The sequence below is a fragment of the Microcoleus sp. CZ3-B2 genome (genome assembly GCF_036705055.1).
Lineage (GTDB): Bacteria > Cyanobacteriota > Cyanobacteriia > Cyanobacteriales > Microcoleaceae > Microcoleus.
In genome coordinates this window covers 44,414-67,772 of the sequence record NZ_JAUBTN010000005.1, presented here as the reverse complement: position 1 = coordinate 67,772, position 23,359 = coordinate 44,414, and the positions used below count along the sequence as shown (strand labels likewise).

Here is a 23,359-nt window from a genome sequence, read left to right as displayed (position 1 = left end):
TATATGTCAATCATTATCGGATATTTGGTAAATTTTCAATTTTCCTGTATAATCGATCGCGTCCGTTGCGAGCTAATCGGAGTCACAAGCAACTGGTAGGATCTTTGAGATTAAGTTGACAAAAATGCAGCCTCCTCAATCTATGCTAAAACTTAAAATCTGAATGCTTTTATCAACAAAAAACTCCCCCTCCTAAAAATAAGCATTAGCAGTCTTGGACTCACGGGCGATCGTAAACCGGGTTTTTTACCGAAAAAATGCCTTCCCACCTGCTGATTAAATCAAAAAACCGGTTTTTTCGATCTTGATGCCTAAGTTCTGATTTAAAGAATCCCTAATTGGGATGTAAAATCTACAAAACCATCGCAATTATTATGCCAAACCTCCCATTTTCTCCCGAACAAATTGCCGCCGAAAGACTCAAACCCGAAGAATACGAAGAAATCGTTCAGCGCCTCGGCCGCCATCCCAACAAAGCTGAATTGGGAATGTTCGGCGTGATGTGGAGCGAACACTGCTGTTACAAAAATTCGCGACCGCTATTAAAACAGTTTCCCACAGAGGGCGATCGCATTCTGGTCGGGCCTGGAGAAAATGCCGGTGTCGTAGACTTGGGAGACGGTTTGCAACTTGCCTTCAAAATAGAATCTCACAACCACCCGTCTGCAGTCGAACCATTCCAAGGCGCAGCAACAGGAGTAGGTGGCATTCTTCGCGATATCTTCACAATGGGTGCTCGCCCGATCGCACTTTTAAACTCCCTACGTTTCGGCAACTTAGATGATAGCAAAACTCAGAGATTATTCAAAGGCGTAGTATCGGGAATCAGTCATTACGGAAACTGCATCGGCGTACCCACAGTTGGCGGAGAAGTTTACTTCGATGAAGCCTATTCTGGCAACCCCTTAGTTAACGTCATGGCCTTGGGTTTAATGGAAACTCAAGAAATAGTTAAATCCGGCGCATCGGGAATCGGAAATCCCGTGCTTTACGTCGGTTCCACTACGGGCAGAGATGGCATGGGAGGAGCGAGTTTTGCCAGTGCAGAATTGACCGACAAATCAATGGACGATCGCCCCGCCGTCCAAGTAGGAGATCCGTTTTTAGAGAAATCCTTAATTGAAGCTTGTTTAGAAGCATTCAAAACCGGTGCAGTCGTCGCCGCCCAAGATATGGGCGCGGCCGGAATTACTTGCTCGACATCAGAAATGGCAGCCAAAGGTGGCGTTGGAATTGAATTTGATTTAGACAAAGTTCCGGTGCGAGAAAGCGGCATGGTTCCCTACGAATACCTGCTTTCGGAATCGCAAGAACGGATGTTGTTTGTGGCTCAAAAAGGACGGGAACAGGAATTAATCGATATTTTTCACCGCTGGGGATTACACGCCGTAGTCGCGGGGACAGTGCTCGAAGAGCCGATCGTCCGAATCCTGTTTAAAGGCGAAATCGCGGCCGAAATTACCGCGACTGCTTTGGCAGACAACACGCCAATTTATCACCGCGAACTGTTGACAGAAGCGCCAGAATATGCTAAAAAAGCCTGGGAATGGACGGCGGATTTGTTGCCGGAATGCACCGCTCTTGGGATTGAAGTTAAGGGTGAGTTCCAAACTTGGAATCAGATTTTACTGACGCTGTTAGATACTCCCACTATCGCTTCTAAACGCTGGGTTTATCGCCAATACGACCATCAAGTTCAAAATAATACTGTACTGTTACCCGGAGGCGCTGATGCTGCGGTTGTCAGGTTGCGTCCTCTAGAAACTTCCCAATCTTCCCTGGGTAAAGGCCTGGAAAACTCCCCTTTTGCTAAGGGGGATTTACAGAGAGAAAATGCTATTTCTATAGCTTCCGAAAGCAAACAGGAAGAAGAGGTAATTCCTCTATTTACAAAGGCACAAGGTAGGGAAACTCCAAAAAATTATCCCCCCCTTAGCAAGAAAGAAACGCCCCTGGGGATGATTCCCGGAGTTGCTGCAACGGTTGATTGCAATTCTCGTTATGTTTATCTCGATCCTTATGAAGGTGCAAAAGCCGTTGTAGCGGAAGCAGCGAGAAATTTAAGTTGTGTGGGTGCTGAACCTCTGGCAGTTACTGATAATTTGAATTTTGGCAGTCCTGAAAAGCCGATCGGATATTGGCAGTTAGCGTCAGCTTGTCGCGGCATTGCTGAGGCTTGTCGGGAGTTGGGAACGCCTGTAACTGGTGGCAATGTTTCTCTTTACAATGAAACTGTTGATGCTGGGGGGAATCCTGTACCAATTTATCCGACTCCGGTCATCGGAATGGTGGGGTTAATTCCCGATTTGAAGAAGATTTCGGGTCAAGCTTGGCTCAAAAAAGGTGATTTAATTTATCTGTTGGGCATTGGTGAATTATCCCAAAATTCCGAACTGTTATCTGAAAGCTCAAAAATCGCAACTTCTCCTACTCTCGGAGGTTCGGAATATTTAGCGGCAATTCACGGGATTGTAGCTGGAAAACCGCCAAGAATAGATTTTGATTTAGAAAGAAAAGTGCAAAAAGCTTGTCGGGATGGCATCCGCAGCGGTTGGGTACGCTCTGCTCACGATTGTGCTGAGGGAGGAATCGCGATCGCCCTGGCTGAATGCTGCATTTCTGGTAAACTTGGTGCCAAAATCCACCTTTCCCCAAATTCGTCGCAGTCTCAGCGTTGGGATGAATTGCTGTTTGGCGAAATGGGAAATTGTATTTTAGTGTCGGTAAGTCCTGAAAATGAGGCTGCTTGGACATCCTACTTGCAGGAGAATTTGGCCGGTAAGTGGCAGAAAATCGGCTTGGTTCGTAGTACCGAATCGTCTTTGCGGGTTTTTACTACCGACAAGGAGCCGTTAATTGAGGTTACGATCGCAGAACTGGGCGATCGATACTACAATGCCATTGAACGCCGCATAGCTTCTGCCTGAAAGGTTGCACAAGCTCGAACGGATATTAGCCGCCTAACTTAATTAGTGAAGAGAGCAAAATTTTAGACTCTAGTCGGGCTCCGGTGATTCCTCTGTTGGGGAATAAACCTAAAACCTAAAATCTAAAATCTCAAGTGGAGAGAGTAAAATTTTAGACTCTAATCGGGCTCAGCTAATTCCTCTGTTGGGGAGTAAACCTAAAATCTAAAATCTAAAATCTAAAATCGAATGACAGATCCGTGGCAACATTAAGGGAGTGTTAAGTTATACGGCATCTTCCCCAACAAAACGCACCGGTGAAATTGCCCCGCTCACGTACCGTCCCCATTACATACAAGCCAACCCAATCTATGATTCCCAACCATTCCTTCGAGGCTGACGAGCATTCTAGCAAACCCGACAAGCCAGAGGAAGCTTGCGGCGTTTTCGGTATCTACGCACCGGGTGAAGATGTAGCCAAGTTGACCTACTTCGGTTTGTATGCTTTGCAGCACCGGGGTCAGGAATCTGCAGGAATTGCCACCTTTGAGGGTGAAACAGTCCATCTGCACAAGGATATGGGACTGGTTTCCCAAGTCTTCAACGAATCGAATTTAGGTCACTTGCCGGGTAACTTAGCCGTTGGACACACTCGCTACTCTACTACAGGTTCGTCGCGAGCGATCAACGCTCAACCTGTGGTAGTCGAAACCCGTTTGGGAAGTCTGGCTCTAGCACATAACGGGAATCTTGTCAATACTAAAGAATTGCGCGAAGAATTGCTGTCTCGCAACTGCGAGTTTGTCAGCTCGACGGATTCAGAGGCGATCGCAGTGGCGATCGGTTCGGAGGTAGACAAGGGTAAAGACTGGCTCGAAGCAGCGATCAGTGCCTTTGGTATGTGCCAAGGAGCCTTTAGTTTGACGATCGCCACCCCGATCGGCGTGATGGGAGTCCGCGACCCCCACGGCGTTCGCCCGCTGGTAATTGGCACTCTCCCCACAACTCCGGTACGGTACGTTTTAGCGTCGGAAACTTGCGGCTTAGATATTATTGGTGCTGAATTTTTGCGGGATGTAGAACCGGGGGAATTAGTTTGGATTACAGAAGAAGGTATGGCTTCCTTCCACTGGAGCAAGCAGCAGAAGCGCAAACTTTGCATCTTTGAAATGATCTATTTTGCTCGACCTGACAGCATTATGGAAGGTGAAAATTTGTACAGCTACCGACTGCGGATCGGACGTATGTTGGCAGCAGAATCTCCCGCTGATGCTGATATAGTTATCGGCGTTCCCGATTCTGGAATCCCGGCGGCGATCGGCTTTTCTCAAGCTTCCGGCATTCCTTACGCCGAAGGATTAATTAAAAATCGCTACGTCGGGCGCACTTTTATTCAACCGACTCAGGCCATGCGGGAGTCAGGAATCCGCATGAAACTCAACCCTCTCAGAGATGTGTTGGACGGAAAGCGAGTAATCATTATCGACGATTCGATCGTGCGCGGCACTACCAGTCGCAAAATCGTCAAAGCCTTGCGGGATGCGGGCGCGATCGCAGTACACATGAGAGTTTCCTCGCCGCCGGTGACTCATCCTTGTTTCTACGGAATAGACACCGACAATCAAGATCAGTTGATTGCTGCTACCAAGTCAGTCGCAGAAATCGCCACTCTAATGGAGGTGGATTCCTTGGCTTTCTTGAGTAGAGAGGGAATGCTGAAGGCGACTAACGAAGATACGAAAAGTTTCTGTTCGGCCTGTTTCACCGGCGATTATCCGATCGACATTCCAGAAGTGGTAAAACGGTCTAAGCTGATCTTAGAAAAGGCTGCAACCTAGAAAAACCAAACGCTAGAAAGCGATCGCGCATCAGTCGATTTGAGATTGACTTGTTCGCGCGTGCGGAATGCGAGTCCGCACGCGCGCTCCAATCTGATCGAGTGTCAATCGACCGGATATGATATGACTTGCAGCGCAGTCAATCTAGGAGTTTGAACGAAAATCTAAAATGCTTGAATTCTCGACAATTTTTGGGGGATTTCATCCATTTTTGAGTGGTCACTTTCAACAATTTATGAATTTTAAAAATTTTCTGAAAAGTCTTGCCAAGTGTGTGTAGAAATGTTAAATTAACTTAGCTATTGCAACTCTTGCAGAATTAGTGAATTGTAGCGAATTGCCAGTTGGGTAGAACTTGCGGGAAACCCAAGACTCGGATTTGAGGTTTGAGATTCAATAAAAAATCTAAAATCTAAAATCTAAAATCGCTCGGCCTTCCCTACACTATCGTTAACAATTCCTGCCGGAAGCGCTATAGGCCACCTGCGGACTGGAGGTACTGCCTCCAGAAGTGCGATATCAGATTAAAATCGCATTTCGTACTAACAACGAACACAGGAATTTTTTTTAGATAACAGGGTCGATCGCACTAAATTTTCCCACACAAGTATTTGACAAGCCAACTTGCTTGAGAATCACGGGAAGGCTATTCATGCGAACTAAAGAACTTTAGAAACCCTTGCAGAGTAAAAAATATGGCTCCTTCCGAGCCCACAGTGAAAGTTAAAAGGCGAAATGCGGTTTCTCAAGTCAGCTTAAATCGGAAACTTCGTGCAATCAAATACTCTTCTCAATCCGCCGAGCGATAAAAGCTCATCCTCCCGTACAAAAGAGTTACCTTTTACTCTTCAAGATGTTAAAGCAGCCATTCCAGCCCATTGTTTTGAACCCTCGACAGGGAAATCTCTAGCTTATTTCTTTTTAGATATTGGCATTATCGCAGGTTTATACGCGATCGCCTACAGCCTCGATTCATGGTGGTTTTATCCAATCTTTTGGTTGATGCAGGGAACCATGTTTTGGGCGTTGTTTGTAGTAGGCCACGACTGCGGGCACGGTTCATTTTCTAAGAAAAAATGGCTGAACAACCTGATCGGACACCTCTCCCACGCTCCAATTCTCGTACCCTTCCACGGTTGGCGGATCAGCCACAGAACCCACCACGCGAATACAGGCAGCTTGGATAACGATGAAAGCTGGTATCCAGTGTCGGAAAGCAAATACAATCAAATGCCCTGGTATGAGAAGCTGGGACGCTTTTATTTGATGTTATTTGCCTATCCAATTTATCTGTTTCGCCGATCGCCCGATCGGGTAGGTTCTCACTTCATGCCTGGTAGCCCGATTTTCCGTCCTTCCGAAAAATGGGATGTGTTGACGAGTTCCGCATCCTTAGTATTGATGGTAGGCTTTTTAGGCGCATTAACCTACCAATTTGGTTGGTTGTTTTTACTCAAGTTCTACCTGGTTCCCTACGTAATCTTTGTAATGTGGCTGGATTTGGTAACATTCCTGCACCACACAGAAGCCGATATTCCTTGGTATCGCGGAGATGACTGGTATTTCTTGAAAGGTGCGCTATCAACGATCGATCGCGATTACGGATTCATCAACTCCATCCATCACGACATCGGCACCCACGTCGCCCACCACATTTTCTCGACAATGCCGCACTATCACTTGAAGGAAGCAACCGAAGCAATTAAACCAGTGTTGGGCGATTATTACCGCAAATCAACCGATCCAATTTGGAAGAGTTTTATTCGCTCTTACTGGGATTGTCACTTTGTCTCCGATACAGGTTCTGGGGTTTACTACGAATCGCCTAACACTCGGCCATCGTCCGAAGTTAAGTAGCTTCAACTAGACAATAAAATACCCCAAGGACTCACTCTGGGGCGATCGGAAACCGGGTTTTTTTGACAATAATTCTTCGCACTAACCTGTAGATTAACTGAAAAACCCGGTTTCTGGGCCCTCGCGTGGGTCAGCCCAGACGCAAAAACCAGACTTCTTAAAAGAAACCTGGTTTTTTCATTTTTTGTGCTCGTTATATCAAGTTTGATCGATTACCATAACAAACACGGCACGCGCGATCCAATTTATTGCTATCAATCGATCGGACACGATATTAAATTATACGAAGAAGCGACACGCCCTACAAACTGCGGTTTCGCTATCTATCGAATATTTAGCCAATAAGCCTATTCTGCAAAAAACGATCGAACGTTGCGCGATCGGGCATAGCAGCTTGAGCGCCCGCTTTCGTTGCACACAGAGCGCCCGCTGCTGCGCCCCACACCACTGCTTCACGGAGCGATCGACCGCCATCTAAAGCACAGGCCAATCCGCCATTAAAAGCATCGCCAGCGGCCACAGTGTCGATCGCCTCCACAGCAAAAGCCGGCACAAAAAAGCTCTCATCTGCAGTCACAGCCACCACCCCGCGATCGCCCAATTTGACAATAACATTTTCGACACCGCGTTCCTGCAACTGTTTAGCCGCTGCCATCGCCGTTTCCGTGTCATTCACCGCAAAACCGACTAACTGGCCAGCTTCCACTTCATTCGGCGTGATAATGTCAATTAGCGGATAAAGTTCGATCGGCAAATCCCCCACAGCCGGTGCAGGATCGAGAATCACTCGCACCCCCGCTTCACGGCCAACTCTAGCAGCTTTTCGGACAACTTCCAGGGGAATTTCTAACTGTAATAGCAGCGATGTAGATTGCGGCAACAGTTTTTTCAGACATTCTATATCTGCTGCACCAACATTGTTATTCGCCCCCGGAATCACAATAATATTATTTTGACCGCTATCATCTACCGCGATAATTGCCACACCCGAATGAGTGGTTTTATCTATCAATACATTCTCTGTATTTACACCATAAGATTGTAAATTTGTCAATAATTCTTCAGCAAATTTATCATTGCCGACGCGGCCGACGATGTGGGTAAAAGTTCCAAGACGCGCGGCGGCGACAGCTTGATTTGCTCCTTTGCCGCCGCCAGCCGTCAAAAAATTGCTACCGATAATAGTTTCCCCGGGCTGCGGTAAACGGGGAGTTTTTGCTGCTAGGTCAATATTGATACTGCCGAATATGATGATGGTCATTAGTTATTAGTTATTAGTTATTAGTTATTGGTTATTGGTTATTGGTTATTGGTTATTGGTTATTGGTGATTGGTGATTGGTGATTGGTGATTGGTTATTGGTGATTGGTTATTGGTGATTGGTGATTGGTGATTGGTTATTAGTTATTGGTGATTGGTGATTGGTGATTGGTGATTGGTGATTGGTGATTGGTGATTGGTGATTGGTGATTGGTGATTGGTGATTGGTTATTGGTGATTGGCTATTAGTTATTGGTGATTGGTGATTGGTTATTAGTTATTGGTGATTGGTTATTGGTGATTGGTGATTGGTTATTGGTGATTGGTTATTGGTTATTGGTTATTGGTTATTGGTTATTGGTGATTGGTTATTGGTTATTGGTTATTGTTAGCTGTTGACGGTTAACTAATAATTACTGCCAACTGCCAACTGCCAACTGCCAACTGCCAACTGCCAACTGCCAACAACCAACAACCAACAGCCCTCAAACGTGCTACAACAGTTATGGTCTTCACCGGTCAATTCAATGGCTGCAATTACTTTCGATCGCAATCCCCGTGTCCTGCTAGTAGAAACAGACGAAGTTCTCGCCGGACACTTGAGTCTCGACTTAAAATCTTCAGGCTACGAACCGGTAATAGCTTCAAATACCGCCGCCGGCCAACATTTAGCCCGTGAATTGCAGCCAGCTTTGATTGTAATCGATCGCATACTCGGCCCTGAGTCGGGACTGTCGCTGTGTTCTCACCTCCGAAGCAGCGGCAATCGGGTACCGGTGTTATTATTGATCGGTCGTGATACAGTTGACGATCGCGTGGCTTGTCTGGAAGCTGGGGCGGACGATTATTTTCTCAAACCTTACCGCACTGACGAGTTTTTGCACTTGGTACGCTTGTATTTGCAGCCGGAACGCCCCAGTAGCGAACAGTTGAGGTTTGGCGATTTAGTTTTGGATTTGGCTTCTAGGCGTGCCCTCCGCAACGGACGGACGATCGACCTGACGATGAAAGAATTTGAGCTGCTAAAGTATTTGATGGAACATCCCCGCGAGGTTTTGACTCGGGAACAAATTCTAGAGAATGTTTGGGGTTACGACTTTCTAGGCGAGTCGAATGTGATAGAAGTTTACATCCGCTATCTGCGGCTCAAGATTGAAGATGAAGGCGAAAAACGCTTGATTCAGACGGTGCGGGGTGTTGGCTACGTGATGCGTGATGCGTGAAGCTTGAAGAAGTCATTAGTCATTAGTCATTAGTCATTAGTTATTGGTTATTGGTTATTGGTTATTGGTTATTGGTTATTGGTTATTTGTTATTCCTAATGCCCAATTCCCAATGACCTGCGCGGGCCAATTCCCAATCCCTCCGCTTCGCTCCGCCCAATTCCCAATTCCCAGTTCCCCATTCCCAATTCCCAATTCCCAATTCCCCATTCCCCATTCCCCATTCCCCATTCCCCATTCCCCATTCCCCATTCCCCATTCCCCATTCCCGATTCTAAATCTAAAATCATTATGAGTTATTTAGCTAATTTCCTATTTATTGGGGTAATTATATTTTTGCTGGGATGTTCGCCGGCTTTACCTGTCGCGGATGCTGGTGTTACTGGCATTTTGGCCTCGCAGTCTCCAACGGCGACAACATCGGGTCAAGTGCTGCCTATTTCTGCTAGAGCTCGGATAGCCGATCGCCAGATCGAACTCGAAGTCGCTAAAACATCGGAACAACAGGCTATGGGTTTAATGTACAGAACTTCTCTGGCCGATGACAGAGGAATGCTGTTTGAGTTTAAACCGGCGCGGTGGGTCAATTTTTGGATGAAAAATTGCCAGATTTCTCTGGATATGATTTTTCTGCGGGATGGAGTAGTCACAGCTATCGCAGCCGAGGCGCCTCCCTGTACAGCCGAGCCTTGTCCTACCTACGGGCCTGATACTCCTGTCGATCGAGTGATCGAACTTCGTGGCGGGCGGGCTGCTGAACTCGGTGTCAAAGTGGGCGATCGGATTGAAATCGAGTTTTTCCAGTAACAATTATCACCCGTCATAGCGTTTCCGGTTGCATCGGAATCATAAAATCTAGTCAACAGTCAACACTCAACCATTCAGTTTTTTGACCAGTCAACAGTCAACAATCAACAATCAACAGTCAACAGTCAACAGTCAACAGTCAACAGTCAACAGTCAACAGTCAACAGTCAACAATCAACAGTCAACAATCAACAGTCATGTATGAGTTCAACCGGAATTGATATCACTCTCCGTTCAGCTCCGGCTGAGTTCGGCTTTATATAACCAGCAAAAATTTATAAAGTTTACAAAAATTTACAAAATTTGTTAGATTATTAATGTAAGATTCAGCACAAATAGGAAAAGATTTGCTACGATGTCAATCTCAGTCAGTCTAGACTTGAGCTTGTTTGTGGAAGCTGTAGATTATGGGTAGCAGGTATGAGACGAGTCAGCGACTCGTTACCAATCCTGAGAGACGGTAGCGATCTCCAAAACCTCGATCGCGAAAGGCAATTTTCTGTAACTTCAGGCGATCGACCTCAATCTACTAAACCTATCTGAAGTAAGATGCGACGCGCTAAATTAATTGGCAAAGTTGATCTCAGGTAGCAGATTCGGGTTAGAGCAAAATATCTGACCAATATTGCGGCAGTAAATTTGCGGATTCTGCATTTTCGCAGATGAAGCTAGACTCTGAACCTGGTTTATTAGTTTTCAGTAGCAGAATTTATTTCAGATTCGTGCTTCACAGATGCCGAGGTATTCAGTTTAGGTTTTGATCGCGATCTATTGAGCGATCGGGCTATCCGCAAAAGTACAAAATCTTTTGGTTTTTGGGAAAGGTTGGCTTTCAACTCCCACCCAGCACTAAGTTTCACATTTTCAACAACCGCTAATACTGTTAAAACAGCTAAGCTACGGTTAAAAGACAGATTTAAAACTGGCTTATTACTAATCACAAACATCAGGTTCACATCAGAAAATGGTGTCCTATACTTGGAGGCAAAATGACATGGCACCCGCTACTTACACTAAATTAATTCGATTTTTACAAGAAGATTTGGCGATTTCTCCCGCTTCAATAGCCGTAGCCGAACGTCGCGGCGACAAACAGCGGCAGCGCGACAAAGACCCGAATTCGTTGCCGATGGTTCTGTGGCAGTACGGTTTAGTCACTCTCGACCAGTTGGATAAAATCTTTGATTGGTTGGCGCAAGCATATTAAAAGGATTTTAGATTTTAGATAATAAAATCCCAAATCCAAAATCCTTTAATAACTTAGATTAAGATTCTGCCAAAAGTTTCGCAGCAGCGGCAACGCCGGCACCAGGAGTATAGCCTTCATGGCCCAATTCTTGCAATACGACTTCCAAGGCGGAAATAGCTGCTAGAATATCGCGATCGCACACAAAGCCCAAATGACCGATTCGGAAGATTTTACCTTTCAAATGGTCTTGTCCGTCGGCTAGAGCAATATCAAATCTCTTTCTCATCAAAGTCCGCACTTTTTGAGCATCTACAGATTCAGGCGGCATCACCGAAGTAATCGCAGGGCTGGCTGCACCGTCAGCCGCGAACAACGGCAAACCTAAAGCTTTTACAGCAGCGCGAGTAGTTGTCATCAACCGTTTGTGCCGCGCGAAAACGTTTTCTAACCCTTCGGCTTTCATCATCTGCAATGTTACTTGCAGTCCAAAAAACATATTGACCGGCGGAGTAAAAGGAGTGGTATTTTTGGCAGCATCTTTGCTATATTTGCCCAAATCCAAATAATAGCGGGGCAGCGTCGCAGTTTTGTAAGCTTTCCAAGCTTTCGGACTAACAGCCACAAAACCCAAACCTGGGGGAATCATGTAAGCTTTCTGAGAACCAGAAGCAATCACGTCAATTCCCCAAGCGTCCATCGGTACGTTGGCAGCACCTAAACTGGTGACAGCATCGACCATAATTAAAGCTTCGCCGTGGGCTTTGACGTGGCGATTGATGGTTTCGAGGTCGTTGAGAACGCCGGTGGAGGTTTCCGAGTGGGTGATGATGACAGCTTTGATTTGCTTTTCTGTATCAGCTTCCAGTTTTTCGCGGAAATTTTCGGGGTCTAATTGTTGGCCCCACTCGGCTTTGATGATTTCGACATTTAAACCGTAGGCTTCTGCGACTTCGGCCCAGCGTTCGCCAAATTTACCGTTGGTGCCGACCAAAACTCGATCGCCCGCACTCAAGAAATTAATTATCCCAGCTTCCATCGCGCCGGTACCGGAAACGGTCAAACTCAGCACGTCACTTTTTGTTTGGTGCAGCCATTTGAGGTTTTCGGTACATTCTGCAAAAATCGCGTCAAATTCCTTGCTGCGGTGGCCCATCGGGTGTTTTGCCATCGCCAGCAAAGCCGCTTCGGGCACCGGCGTCGGGCCGGGAATCATCAGCATTAATTTGTTGTCCATAATCCTGTCCTAACTTTTTCTGTGGGAGTTATATAGCTAGCCTAAATGAATTGTGTAACTCTTGTAGGGGCTTTCCCCCCGTGATAGCCCGCCTTGTGCTGGGGTAGAGACGGCTCGACGCGAGCGTAGCCGAACGGGGCACTACCCCTACGGATTTGCAGAAATGATTTAGGTTAGCTATATAGAATAAATCAAAAATTGAAACTTTAAAGTCTGCACTCTAAGTTTTTTAACTTTTAATTTTTAACTCCCGTAGAGTTAGTTTCATTTAGAGACCAGCGGTATTCTACCGCTAAGTTCGATCGCTGGCAGCTTTGTTCTAATTGCTTTTGAATGGCAAGGGCTTTACGCAGTGTAATAATAAGTTGGTGAACTTGTTGCTGCTGCGGCGATTGTGGACTGACAGCAAACATTGTTTTGCGTTCTAACAATTGAAGTAGCAATTCATAATGAATGTACGAAGGCAGGGGAATTGGCTCCATGAAAGCTAACATACCTCAGCGAACAGACACCCCATTGCAATTGCAATTGCATGGGGCATCACAAGTGGACATTAGATGCCTGATTTTTTATTTGTTTTCTAACCGTACAAAAACCCCAGCTTTGCCGATCGATTTTTCGGGGCTGGGTGCGTTGTCAGCGCTAAATTTCGCGATCGACTAGCGAGAGCGAATAGATTTAATTGCTTTTCGGCAAAATATTTCTACGCAATACAGCTTTAAGTGCTATTTTTTTTTCAGTTAAGCGCTTGAGTCGATGCAGGCTAGAAATTCTGATTATTTACCCAGTTAATCAATTTTTATCAGAATTCGGGGGTGTTTGTCAAGCAGTCTCGCCTTTGGTGACGTGCGGATGAGCCTTAACCAGGGAGGCTAAAGCAGCGCCAGGATCGGGCTGTTTGACTAGGGACTCGCCGATGAGGACGGCTTGGACTCCGGCGCTGGCCACTCGGTTGAGGTCGTCTGCTGTGTGGATTCCTGACTCGCTGACGGTGAGGATGTTTTTTGCTTGGATGTCGGTTTGGCGATCGGCTAATAGTTGACCGGTGGTTTCTAGGCTGACGGAAAAGTTTTCTAGGTTGCGGTTGTTGATGCCGATTAATTCGACACCTTGTAGGGTTAATACTCGATCGAGTTCTTCGAGTGTGTGAACTTCGATTAAAGCTGTCATGCCCAAAGTCTTGACAATTTTTACAAAGTATTGTAAGTCTTTGTCAGATAGAATGCTGGCGATTAAAAGTACGGCATCTGCGCCGTGAATGCGGGCGAGATAGATTTGGTAGGGATAGATGATAAACTCTTTGCAAAGTAGCGGCAATTCGACGGCGGCACGGATTTTAGCGAGGTTGTCGAAGCTACCTTGAAAGAACTTTTCATCGGTGAGTACGGAGATGCAGCTAGCGCCGTTTTGTTGGTATGCTAGGGCGATCGCCACTGGATCGAAATCTTCGCGAATTACGCCTTTGCTGGGGGAAGCTTTTTTGACTTCGGCGATGATAGCGGGTTTGGTTTTGCCATTTTTGAGGGCGGCAAGAAAGTCGCGGGTTGGTGGTGCGAAGGGGAGTTTTTTGTGAAGTTCGGCTAAGGGCGTGCGATCGCGCTTTTGGGCCACTTCTGCCTCTTTTTGCCAGACGATTTCTTCGAGGATGTGGCGGGGTTCGGAGTCGGGTACGGCGATTTCGTAGCTGAGGTAGAGTACGGAGACTGAGGTGCTGGGGGGACGGCGGCGGATTGGAAGCATGGTAAGGGGGATAAAGGGCGATCGCGACAAGTTTACAACTATTATATAATAGAAGTCTTTATCTGGCAATTTCTCAACCAATTTTTAAGATAGTATTTACCATAGAAGTAGGGGAAGTGTTATTAAGAAATCAAATTATTAAACTGCTTGTTTTTGATAAAAAAAGTGAGGCAATACTTCAATGGATAGCCGATTGAGATACCAAGAAATCATCAAAACCATACTTCGGGAACACGCTAACTTTCGCAATACTATACCTGACGGCTATCAGTCTCAAATTTTATTTGATGATGAACGAGGAGGCTACTTAGTCTTGGATATTGGTTGGAATGAGAACAAGTACCTTCACGCTACACCAATTCACATCAATTTAATTGGCGATAAAATCTGGATTCAATATGATGATACGGAAGAAGGAGTGGCTACCGATTTACTAGCAGCAGGTGTTCCTAAAGAAGATATTGTACTCGGTTTTAGGCATCCTCAAGTGCGGCAATATACTGAATTCGGAACTGGCTTGAGTGGTAAAGATGAAGGAATTGTTGCTGAATCTGCTGTTGTGCGATCGGCCTAAGTCGATAGATTATTCGGCGATTGAAATCGCGTATAAACAAACGAAGTTTGCTTGGGCGGACTAAGAAATATGAAAGATTGTAATTAATTAAATATAAACAAACTCGGATTGACATCAAAAAACTTTCCCAAAGCCTCAGCTTGTTTTTTGGTAATTTCTAGCTGGTTATTAATGATTTGAGTTACTATCTCAAGTGTGTCCATAATTTCTACTAAATCCGCTGGCTCTAGATTTCTAGCATCCATCAAATGAAGAAGTCTTGAGTGGGGCGTTGAAGCATTTATTTGATAATGCGTTTCTTCAAAATCTTCAATTAGTTTGACTAATAGTTCTAGGAGGGTATCTTCTTCGGGGGTTAGATTGTTCCGAGAAAGCAAGCTTTCAACTATTTCTAAAAATATTTCGTTTTCATCTTCATTTTTGATAATGCGAGGTTGATATTGAGATAGCAGGCTGCTGTACCTGTCGGAGTCAAAAGTAAGGGTCATTTTTCCAGTTGTTTTTGTCATATTCTGCATGAGTCAAAATGTACTTGATATAAACAATCTGCTTTTGATAGTTAAGACTTACAATTAAGCGATATTTATTTCCTTTGACATTGAAAATTGTAAAATTTCCAACTGCTTCAGCTTGAGGATAAATAGTTTGAACTTCAATAAGTTTAGTCCAGTTGGCTTGACTGGCAATCTTGTACCAATCATCGAGGGCTTCGCAGGAATCAGCATGATTTTGGCAGTAGTCTCTTAATTTTTTGCGACTGATAACGTGCATTGAGCGATCGGTCAGATGTTTTGCAGATACCTAATTCTATCAAATTTAAGTGCAAAGGGCTAAAACCCCAATTTTACTAAAAGGGTGATCGGGCTTCTTTTTCTATGTTTGGGCGGGAATAGTTAGTTTTGACATACTCTTTTAGTACCGGCCCAAGGCTGAAGAATGTGCGATCGCCCTCCGGGATTTTTTCAACAAATGAACGCCGTCCCAAGGATTGCATTACTTTCAAAAATTGCGATCGAGACAATTGCAGATTCTCTGGCACTTTTGAGAGGGAAACTGGCGCGGTTTCACTAGCTAGCCATGACATTACCTGTTTTTCTGACTCGGATAAGCGATTAAATGGCTGATGCAGTAAAGATTCTAAATCCCCTAAAAATAGTGGATCGTCAGACAAAAATTCCGAGAGGCTGCCGTTAAATAAATCTTGAATCATTGTCGCCACTATTTTTAACCACAAGGGATTGCCTCTGTATAGTTCAATTAGTTCTGACCATTTTTCATGTTCCGCTAAACCTTTTTCTCTGAGGATTTCCCCCGCTTCACCACCTAAACCATTCAGTTGTAACGATCGCACTGGTTGGTTTTTGCCTTCTAATACGGCAATTTCTCTGGGTGTTTCCCAACTGAGCAACACTAAGCAACTGTTATGAGATAATTCTGCTACTTGTCGAAATAGCGTGCCGTAATCTTCGTATCCAGGTTTGTAATCACCAGCTAGTTGTCCGCTGCTATTTACCATTTGTACGTCATCGAGTATCAACAGACAGCGGTATTTTTGCAAGTATTCCAGTAGGGGCAATCCCCCCGTGGTTGCCCCTTCTTCTGGGGAGGGGGCGGGCACGGGGGCACCGCCCCTACTGAAACATTCAATTATACTTGTTTGAAGTATTGGCAGGGGTGGAGATGTGGCGAGACTTCGCCAGATGACGAAATCAAATTCATGTTTGATTTGTTGGACAAGTTGTGCGGCGAGTGCGGTTTTGCCAATGCCGACTATGCCGTGTATGGCGAGTAGGCGGGTGTTTTCGTGGAGAATCCACTGTTTGAGGGTGGTGAGTTCGGATGTGCGATCGTAGAAAATGCCAGACTTAGGCATTTCAGCTAAGAATTGACGCACTTTGGGTTCAGTATTGCCTTTGTTTAGAGGTTCTTCATCGGTTGGTGAATTAGGGACTTTTGGGGACTGTGAATTATTTTCACAGAAGTTGACGTTACCAATGTGTACAAAATCTTTATAGAAGTTCCCGAAACTTGAGAATTTTATTCGCTCGAATGTGACTCTAAAATTTGATTTATTGACTTCTTCGCCTAATACTTCTGATAGTAGCTGCCATAGTTCAGAGGCAATATCTTTAATGTGACCTTCACTACAGTGAGATTCATCTGCTATTTTGGAGTATTTCTGACCTTGTAAAGTTCCCCGCAGTATCACCTCTTGCAAATCGTCTAAGTGTTTTCCCGTATTGACAAAAACTAGGTCGTCGGCAATTTTTAATATTTCTTGAACATCCATAGGTCGGTGGTGTAGGAGTTTTACCTACTTTATCCTACTTTATCCGACTTTTTCTGGTCTGACCTACTTTATCCGGCTTTATCCGACTTAATAAGCTAAAAGAAAATTAAAATTCCCTACTTGTTCCGACTTTTACCGACTGTACAAAACGGAAGAATCACGAAACAATAATATTTACATTAGGCATTCATTAAGTTTATTTCAACATAAATAACATGAAAGTAAGGCTATTAATTTTGGGGCTTTGCCTACCAGTAACGATTGGTATGGTGTTGTTGTGTAACGTCAAGCCATCGAAAGCTGGCTGGAATTCAGTTGGTCGCAACGGTATGCGTCAGTACATGACATCTAATAATAATCAAGAACGTCAAAATAGCGGGTTATTCTGGATGGGAATAGGAATAGTAGGAGGTGGTATAGCCGCTGCTGTTAAAAAACCATAAGCAACACCTATAGGGTTGTCAATAGGTAGTAATAGCTAAGACGGTAAATCCTGTCTACTTTAACCTTCGCTATTAGTTCTCATTATTTTTCATTTACAGTCAAGGTTCGGAGAAGTTTCTGCTTAGAAAATAGAAGTAAAAAGCTAACATGGTAAAAAAAAGAACCACCCCTAAAATCAAAGTAATTTCGGGAGTAATTACTATTTTTTTTCTCGTTATTAACATCAGAGGATATGTTAGGGCGCAGCTAAACCTTCCTCCTATAAACTTCAATTCTCAGGAGCAGTTGCTTCCCCCATCAGGGTACAACCCGTTCGATCATCCTTTGGAAAAAGATATGCTTTACCAGCGACAGCTTGAGTCAAATCGGCAGCAATGGGCAAACAATATAAATTCTCAAATGTATGCTTACGAGCAAAACGACAATTTAATAGAAAAGTTAGATCTCCTATTTATATTTCTAGCTATCGCTAGTAGTGGTGGCTGGATCTTCTATTGTTCTAAAGTTAAAGGTAAAAACCCTACAAATCATAGCAATCAAGAATAACCATCAATTCTAATACTTAATTGAACGTTTATATGTCCTTAAAAGCTGGCTTATTCTCGATATTAGCCTACCTTGTTCGACTGGTATATAGATTATTTCAACAAAAATAATCTTTCTTCAGATGATTGCTATAGCTTTAGTTTAGTTAAACTTCTAACATTTATGAATACTTACCCAGTGATTTTGTATCCACTTTCTATTGAGAAAGCTTTGGCAAGCTTACCTCCAGTACCAGAACCACCTAAAGTTTTCCCTCCGCCAATACTTCAACTACTACCTAAGCCAGAAGAACCAGAAGTTTTTATTGAATCACCTCCTGTCAGGATAAAATTAATTCCATTATTTCTTTCTGAACTAGGAGTATCTATAATCAGTGCCTTAGTTGGTAGTGCTAGTAATAGCATGGGAGCCGGATGGACTTTTTTTATAATGTTAACATTAGGAGTGTTTGGGTTTGGTTATACCCAGGTTAAAAGCTATCCTATCAGAATTAGCAAATATCGGGAAGAACTAGCAGCTTACCAGAAAAAACGCAATAGTTATCCTAAAATTATTAAAGACTGGGAACAATCCATACATCAAGAGACAATTAAACATAATGAGTTGCTTGCTGAAGGGGAACGTCAAAAGCAAAACTTAGAAAGAATCTACCAAGAGGAAGTTGAAAACTTACGAACTCCCCAAAAAGTCAGTGATTGGAGGATGGAATCTTGCAAAAAAGAATTTTCATCACTTAACCCCCAAGATTTTGACATAGAACCAGCAGAAGACAGAAGAGGATTCACAGAATTCCCTGACAATTCTCGATTTCCTAACCTGCTCAGAAACTATTTTGGTGATGATAAAATATTCATCTTAAAAAGGGTAGTGCATTACACACCAGATTTTGCCTATGTTGATCCTGAAAACAACTGGTTTTCAATAGATATTGAAATAGATGAACCATACACCCCACGCCAATATCCTAACAATTCTCCGTTGAAACCCACTCATTGTATAGGTCAAGACGATAACCGTAACTACTTTTTTCAAAAGCATGACTGGTATGTAATTCGTTTTAGCGAAAGACAGGTATTTCTTTATCCTGAAAGTTGCTGCAAAGTGATAGCTCAACTGATTTATACATTTACAGGTAACGAATCAGTTTTAAGGCAGTTTGATAAAATTCCCGACTTACAGCCAGAACCATTGTGGACAGAAGATAATTCCATCAACAAAGCCGAAAGGCAAGAGAGATTAAATTATAGGTAAGTCATGCCACCTGGCCGTTCCCGCCTCACAATGAGAGAATTACTGGAAAACGAAATGCTGAAAAGAGCTAAAAGGGATTGAAGTGCGATCGCTCTTTTGGATAATCAAAGAATCCCGATCGCAGACAAGCCAATGGAATCTCTTGAATGCAGTAACTGTGACAAATCACAAAATTTGGGATGAACTTGCTAAACTATTAGCACTCCTAGCCCTAAATCACCTCATCGAGAAACATCTAGAATCCTGCAATGAAAAAATACGCGGTTATTGGCATAACAATAATTTTTATGAATAAATAGCTTTTATTCATCCAATCTGTGCTGAGTTAATAGGTCGATCGATCGGCACAAACATTATCAACAATCATCCGACTTCTGACTGGATTAAGCTTAAATTTTTACTCAAAGCAGATTTATCTGCTAGCAAAAACAACCTAGTTAGCGATGATGACGATGAGGAAATTGGCGAACTAACTCTGATTTTAGATACGAATCAGACAGTTATTGATGAAAACTGGCTAATTGATGTCGAATCTCCTTTTGTTGTTGCCAAAAGTCAGCCGGATTTGCAGCAGACAAGCTAGTTTGCTAATATGTCTGATTTGACATATCATCTAAAAAAACCTAAAATATAGATGGTAGATTCGGAAAGCAAACCCCTTGTCTGGCTTAGTGGGGAAGTAAAAACACCGCCTTTTTCTACTGAGGCGCGTATTCAAGCCGGATTTTTCCTGCGAAAGCTACAGGATGGCGAAAGCCTATCCATGCCTTTCTCTCGCCCTATGCCAAGCATCGGAGCTCATTGTCACGAGATCCGTCTAGCCGATTCAGGGACAAGCAAGGATTGGCGCATCATTTATCGAATAGACGTAGATGCTATCATTATACTCGATGTCTTTAACAAAACTACGAACAAAACACCGGATTTTATCATTGAAAAATGTAAAAAACGGTTGAAACAATACGACCAAATTTGAATTGATATCAGGAAGGTATTTTTATGGACACAGCTAAACGCCAACGCCTACAAGCAGCAGGATGGACTATCGGAACAGCAGAGGAATTTCTAGGACTTTCAGCAGAAGAAACAGCCTTCATAGAAATGAAACTTGCACTGAGTAAAGCCATCAAACAAAACCGGATTAACCAACAGATGACGCAGCACGAACTTGCTCAAAGAATTAAGTCCAGCCAATCAAGAGTTGCTAAAATAGAAGCTGGCGATCCTTCCGCTTCCCTCGATCTCCTGATTCGCACCTTGCTTACCTTTGGTGCTACACGCCAAGACATAGCTGACGTGATTCTTAACAGCGGTTCCTCACAAATATCTCATCTTAACTGAATTACTAAAAGTACGCACCAGCGTTCGCTTTCGCGTTCCCCTAGCGTAGCTATCCCGTCGGGAATTGCACTTTAACTTAAACCTTAACCGCCGCCCATCTACCAGCGCCCCAACCAAGATAGCAGGCATTCAGGGCGCTCCACTTCCGCAAATTCCTAACCTTTGGTAGATGCCGATTCCATCGCTTAGGCATAGAATCTGACTTGACCTATTGACTAAAACTCTTGTGAATACAACAGAAAAAATCACCGATGTTTGGAGTAAAATCCAGGCAATGGGAAACGAATTTCTGATTTTATTACCAAATATTGTACTGGCGCTGATTGTCTTCGCAATTTTCTTTTTTATTGGCAAAACATTGAAACGAGCGGTTAGAAAACTAACCAGCGCTCACCGTCAAGCTCGCAATTTGGGATTGGTGCTGGGGCGATTAGCACAAGGAGTAACCATTCTTACAGGATTGTTTATTGCTTTGTCGATCGTCATTCCGTCCATCAAAGCAAACGATCTCATTCAGCTATTGGGGATTAGCGGTGTGGCGATCGGGTTTGCGTTTCGCGATATCCTGCAAAATTTTCTGGCGGGTGTTTTGATCCTGCTAACTGAACCCTTCCAAATTGATGACCAAATTGTCTTCAAAAACTTTGAAGGAACTGTAGAAAACATTCAAACGCGGGCGACAATAATCAAAACCTATGATGGTAGGCGCATAGTAATTCCCAACTCAGAACTATTCACCAACTCAGTCATCGTGAACACAGCGTTTGACAATCGCCGTTTGCAGTATGACATCGGCATTGGCTACGGAGATGATATTGATACTGCCAAAAAATTAATTTTAGAGGCAATTCATGAAATTGATGGGGTGCTAAAAAATCCAGCTCCCGATGCGATCGTCGTAGAATTGGCCGGTAGCAGTGTTAACATTCGCGCTCGCTGGTGGGTGCAGCCTCCTCGCCGTGCCGAACTCTTAGATTTTCAAGACCGCGTATTAACTAATATTAAAAACAAGCTAGTAGCAAATGGGATCGATCTGCCCTTCCCAACTCAGCAGATTTTGTTCCACGATCAGACAGAAGACACAGACGGCGATCGCAAACGTCAGCGCGAAGGCTGGCCCGCCGGACAAGCTGAAGTTCCCAAATCGCGCAGTATCAGCCGCGCCCTCAGACAACTAGCCGCAACAGAGTTTCAACGCACTAAATCTGAGGATGGCAAAGTAATTTCCAACAACAAACATACTGAGGGGAAAGATCGGTGAAAAATACGAAATTGAGCAACTTGTGGGAGTCCTTAAATTCGAGTTTCTGGTTTGTTCCAAGCGTCATGGTTTTTTTGGCGATCGCACTTTCGTTTGTCACCATCGGGATTGACCAAAATCAAAAAACTAAGCTGATTGGAGAATTGGGTTGGGCCTATACTCTAGGCCCGAGCGGTTCGCGCGCGATTCTTTCGGCGATCGCCAGTTCAATGATGAGCGTTGCTACTACAGCTTTTTCAATTACAATCGTTGCGCTTCAACTTGCATCTTCGCAGTTTGGCCCTCGCTTGCTGCGTAACTTTATGCAAGATAAGGGCAACCAAATTGTGCTGGGAACGTTCATTTCCACCTTTGTGTATAGCTTGATGGTGCTGCGAACAATCAACGGGTTAGAAGAACATGAGTTTGTCCCCCACCTAGCAGTAACTTGTGGCATTGGTTTGGCGATCGCCAGCATTGGCGTATTGATTTATTTCATTCATCATTCTGCCTTATCAATTCAGGTCGATCATGTGATTAAATTAGTTGGTGAGGAACTTGATAATGCGATCGATCGACTGTTTCCAGAAAGTATGGGAACCAGTAAAGCTAAAAACAAGCAGCAAGACAATCCATCGGATATTTCCGCCGAGATTCCAGCTAATTTTGAGCAAGATGCCCGTCCAGTTTCAGCAAAGAATGGTGGCTACATTCAAGCCATTAATAATGACCAACTAATGCAAATTGCTAGCGAGCATAACCTGCTGTTACAAATTCAACAGCGTCCCGGTCGCTTTACTGTCGAAGGAAGTGAACTTGTACAAGTCTTTCCTGGAAAACAAGTAAACGATGAACTTACATCCAAGATTAACGGTGCTTTTCTGATTGGCTCGCAGCGCACGGAGCGGCAGGATGTAGAGTTTTCGATCGACCAACTGGTTGAGATTGCAGTACGCGCTCTTTCCCCAGGAATCAACGATCCGTTTACGGCTATCCGCTGTATTGACCAACTGAGTGCGGCCCTTTGTCGTTTAACCCAAAGAGAGATTCCCTCTCCCTACCGCTACGACGACAGCAACCAGTTGCGGATGATTGCAGAACCGATCGCCTTTGCAGACGTGCTCGATGCAGCCTTTAACCAAATTCGACAGAATGGAAAATCGAATGTAGCTATCACGATGCGGTTGCTAGAGGCGATCGCGGTTGTGGCCCGTTTCACCAATCGAACCACACACCGAACAGCACTCAAGCGACACGCAGATTTGACCGATCGCGCCAGCCAGCAGGCAAATTTCGATGAATTAGATCGCAAAGATATTAAAGAGCGATATTTAGCAGCATTGAAAGCTATAGAGCAGGATTGAGGACTACCGGAAGTTTGAATATTTCGACTACTGAATTAGTTAAGTTGTTGTGTATAGCATTTCGAACTCTCATAGGAGGTAATGTCGGGCATAGGCCAAACCGGGCATAGGGCATACCTCACAACGCGATCGAACCGCTATAGAACCCATTTGATATCTATTCTGCGTAAATTTCAGAAACCGGTTTCTCTCTATATTTCTCGTCACCCAATCAAAAACTCCAAGAATACCCGGTTTCTCGGCCCTTGCGTAAAT

At 44.2% G+C, this 23,359-nt stretch carries 24 protein-coding genes; 16 read left to right on the top strand and 8 right to left on the bottom strand.

The window, feature by feature from the left end; genetic code table 11:
- Positions 1 to 374: 374 nt before the first annotated feature.
- From purL to QUA97_RS03515, 3 genes are all read left to right on the top strand, one after another.
- Positions 375 to 2,927, top strand: a complete 2,553-nt coding sequence (gene purL, locus QUA97_RS03525; protein WP_333193078.1) for a phosphoribosylformylglycinamidine synthase subunit PurL — start codon at positions 375 to 377, stop codon at positions 2,925 to 2,927.
- 350 nt (positions 2,928 to 3,277) lie between these two features.
- Positions 3,278 to 4,744: an amidophosphoribosyltransferase gene (gene purF, locus QUA97_RS03520; RefSeq protein WP_194071102.1), complete on the top strand. Its 1,467-nt coding sequence runs from the start codon at positions 3,278 to 3,280 to the stop codon at positions 4,742 to 4,744.
- Positions 4,745 to 5,515: 771 nt separating this feature from the next.
- Positions 5,516 to 6,601, top strand: a complete 1,086-nt coding sequence (locus QUA97_RS03515) for a fatty acid desaturase (RefSeq protein ID WP_194012187.1) — start codon at positions 5,516 to 5,518, stop codon at positions 6,599 to 6,601.
- A gap of 334 nt (positions 6,602 to 6,935) precedes the next feature.
- Here the strand turns inward: QUA97_RS03515 and rbsK are convergent, their stop codons facing one another.
- The gene (rbsK, locus tag QUA97_RS03510) at positions 6,936 to 7,862 is read right to left on the bottom strand and encodes a ribokinase (protein ID WP_194071099.1); all 927 of its coding nucleotides are present in this window, start codon (positions 7,860 to 7,862) and stop codon (positions 6,936 to 6,938) included.
- Between the two features lie 526 nt (positions 7,863 to 8,388).
- On the opposite strand from rbsK, the gene nblR reads away from it, so the two are divergent.
- A complete protein-coding gene (gene nblR, locus QUA97_RS03505; protein ID WP_194071100.1) occupies positions 8,389 to 9,084 on the top strand; it encodes a response regulator transcription factor NblR in 696 nt (231 codons plus the stop codon).
- 95 nt (positions 9,085 to 9,179) lie between these two features.
- Here the strand turns inward: nblR and QUA97_RS03500 are convergent, their stop codons facing one another.
- A complete protein-coding gene (locus QUA97_RS03500) occupies positions 9,180 to 9,374 on the bottom strand; it encodes a hypothetical protein (protein WP_333193073.1) in 195 nt (64 codons plus the stop codon).
- A gap of 1 nt (position 9,375) precedes the next feature.
- Between QUA97_RS03500 and QUA97_RS03495 the strand changes: the two genes are divergently transcribed.
- The 3 genes from QUA97_RS03495 (at position 9,376) to QUA97_RS03485 (ending at position 11,098) form a co-directional block, all read left to right on the top strand.
- The gene (locus QUA97_RS03495; RefSeq protein WP_194070101.1) at positions 9,376 to 9,891 is read left to right on the top strand and encodes a DUF192 domain-containing protein; all 516 of its coding nucleotides are present in this window, start codon (positions 9,376 to 9,378) and stop codon (positions 9,889 to 9,891) included.
- Between the two features lie 420 nt (positions 9,892 to 10,311).
- Complete coding sequence (locus QUA97_RS03490) at positions 10,312 to 10,434, top strand: hypothetical protein (protein WP_255515915.1); 123 nt, start codon at positions 10,312 to 10,314, stop codon at positions 10,432 to 10,434.
- Between the two features lie 451 nt (positions 10,435 to 10,885).
- Complete coding sequence (locus tag QUA97_RS03485; RefSeq protein ID WP_194012183.1) at positions 10,886 to 11,098, top strand: DUF2949 domain-containing protein; 213 nt, start codon at positions 10,886 to 10,888, stop codon at positions 11,096 to 11,098.
- A gap of 58 nt (positions 11,099 to 11,156) precedes the next feature.
- Here QUA97_RS03485 and QUA97_RS03480 read toward each other — a convergent pair whose 3' ends face one another.
- The 3 genes from QUA97_RS03480 to trpC all read right to left on the bottom strand — a co-directional run bounded on the left by QUA97_RS03480 (position 11,157) and on the right by trpC (position 14,054).
- Positions 11,157 to 12,314 carry a pyridoxal-phosphate-dependent aminotransferase family protein gene (locus tag QUA97_RS03480; protein WP_194070099.1) on the bottom strand — a complete coding sequence of 386 codons (1,158 nt, stop codon included), beginning with the start codon at positions 12,312 to 12,314 and terminating at the stop codon, positions 11,157 to 11,159.
- Between the two features lie 236 nt (positions 12,315 to 12,550).
- Positions 12,551 to 12,796: a DUF5340 domain-containing protein gene (locus QUA97_RS03475; protein ID WP_106333603.1), complete on the bottom strand. Its 246-nt coding sequence runs from the start codon at positions 12,794 to 12,796 to the stop codon at positions 12,551 to 12,553.
- Between the two features lie 340 nt (positions 12,797 to 13,136).
- Positions 13,137 to 14,054 carry an indole-3-glycerol phosphate synthase TrpC gene (gene trpC, locus QUA97_RS03470; RefSeq protein WP_333193207.1) on the bottom strand — a complete coding sequence of 306 codons (918 nt, stop codon included), beginning with the start codon at positions 14,052 to 14,054 and terminating at the stop codon, positions 13,137 to 13,139.
- A 20-nt stretch (positions 14,055 to 14,074) separates the two neighbouring features.
- Here trpC and QUA97_RS03465 point away from each other — a divergent pair, with 20 nt between their 5' ends.
- Both QUA97_RS03465 and QUA97_RS03460 read left to right on the top strand, forming a co-directional pair.
- Positions 14,075 to 14,251: an element excision factor XisH family protein gene (locus QUA97_RS03465; protein ID WP_333193205.1), complete on the top strand. Its 177-nt coding sequence runs from the start codon at positions 14,075 to 14,077 to the stop codon at positions 14,249 to 14,251.
- A complete protein-coding gene (locus QUA97_RS03460; protein ID WP_333193068.1) occupies positions 14,236 to 14,628 on the top strand; it encodes a XisI protein in 393 nt (130 codons plus the stop codon). Before QUA97_RS03465 ends, QUA97_RS03460 begins: the two co-directional genes overlap by 16 nt.
- Before the next feature lie 83 nt (positions 14,629 to 14,711).
- Here the strand turns inward: QUA97_RS03460 and QUA97_RS03455 are convergent, their stop codons facing one another.
- The 3 genes from QUA97_RS03455 to QUA97_RS03445 all read right to left on the bottom strand — a co-directional run bounded on the left by QUA97_RS03455 (position 14,712) and on the right by QUA97_RS03445 (position 16,918).
- Complete coding sequence (locus tag QUA97_RS03455) at positions 14,712 to 15,116, bottom strand: helix-turn-helix domain-containing protein (RefSeq protein ID WP_194012177.1); 405 nt, start codon at positions 15,114 to 15,116, stop codon at positions 14,712 to 14,714.
- Positions 15,100 to 15,399: a type II toxin-antitoxin system HigB family toxin gene (locus QUA97_RS03450; protein ID WP_333193065.1), complete on the bottom strand. Its 300-nt coding sequence runs from the start codon at positions 15,397 to 15,399 to the stop codon at positions 15,100 to 15,102. The genes QUA97_RS03455 and QUA97_RS03450 overlap by 17 nt, the downstream gene beginning before the upstream one ends.
- Before the next feature lie 76 nt (positions 15,400 to 15,475).
- Positions 15,476 to 16,918: an NB-ARC domain-containing protein gene (locus tag QUA97_RS03445; protein WP_333193063.1), complete on the bottom strand. Its 1,443-nt coding sequence runs from the start codon at positions 16,916 to 16,918 to the stop codon at positions 15,476 to 15,478.
- 215 nt (positions 16,919 to 17,133) lie between these two features.
- Between QUA97_RS03445 and QUA97_RS03440 the strand changes: the two genes are divergently transcribed.
- The 7 genes from QUA97_RS03440 (at position 17,134) to QUA97_RS03410 (ending at position 23,104) form a co-directional block, all read left to right on the top strand.
- Positions 17,134 to 17,361 carry a hypothetical protein gene (locus QUA97_RS03440; protein WP_333193060.1) on the top strand — a complete coding sequence of 76 codons (228 nt, stop codon included), beginning with the start codon at positions 17,134 to 17,136 and terminating at the stop codon, positions 17,359 to 17,361.
- Between the two features lie 148 nt (positions 17,362 to 17,509).
- Positions 17,510 to 17,908, top strand: coding sequence for a hypothetical protein (locus tag QUA97_RS03435; protein WP_333193058.1), 399 nt, complete (start codon positions 17,510 to 17,512; stop codon positions 17,906 to 17,908).
- Positions 17,909 to 18,070: 162 nt separating this feature from the next.
- Positions 18,071 to 19,159, top strand: a complete 1,089-nt coding sequence (locus QUA97_RS03430) for a hypothetical protein (RefSeq protein WP_333193056.1) — start codon at positions 18,071 to 18,073, stop codon at positions 19,157 to 19,159.
- Between the two features lie 634 nt (positions 19,160 to 19,793).
- Positions 19,794 to 20,135, top strand: coding sequence for a type II toxin-antitoxin system RelE/ParE family toxin (locus QUA97_RS03425; RefSeq protein WP_333090944.1), 342 nt, complete (start codon positions 19,794 to 19,796; stop codon positions 20,133 to 20,135).
- A gap of 23 nt (positions 20,136 to 20,158) precedes the next feature.
- Positions 20,159 to 20,500 (top strand): helix-turn-helix transcriptional regulator, encoded by a 342-nt coding sequence (locus QUA97_RS03420; protein ID WP_194070083.1) that lies wholly within the window; start codon positions 20,159 to 20,161, stop codon positions 20,498 to 20,500.
- A 226-nt stretch (positions 20,501 to 20,726) separates the two neighbouring features.
- On the top strand, positions 20,727 to 21,761 hold the full coding sequence (locus QUA97_RS03415; RefSeq protein WP_333193052.1) for a mechanosensitive ion channel family protein: 1,035 nt from the start codon (positions 20,727 to 20,729) through the stop codon (positions 21,759 to 21,761).
- On the top strand, positions 21,758 to 23,104 hold the full coding sequence (locus QUA97_RS03410) for a DUF2254 domain-containing protein (RefSeq protein ID WP_333193049.1): 1,347 nt from the start codon (positions 21,758 to 21,760) through the stop codon (positions 23,102 to 23,104). Before QUA97_RS03415 ends, QUA97_RS03410 begins: the two co-directional genes overlap by 4 nt.
- Positions 23,105 to 23,359 lie beyond the last annotated feature (255 nt).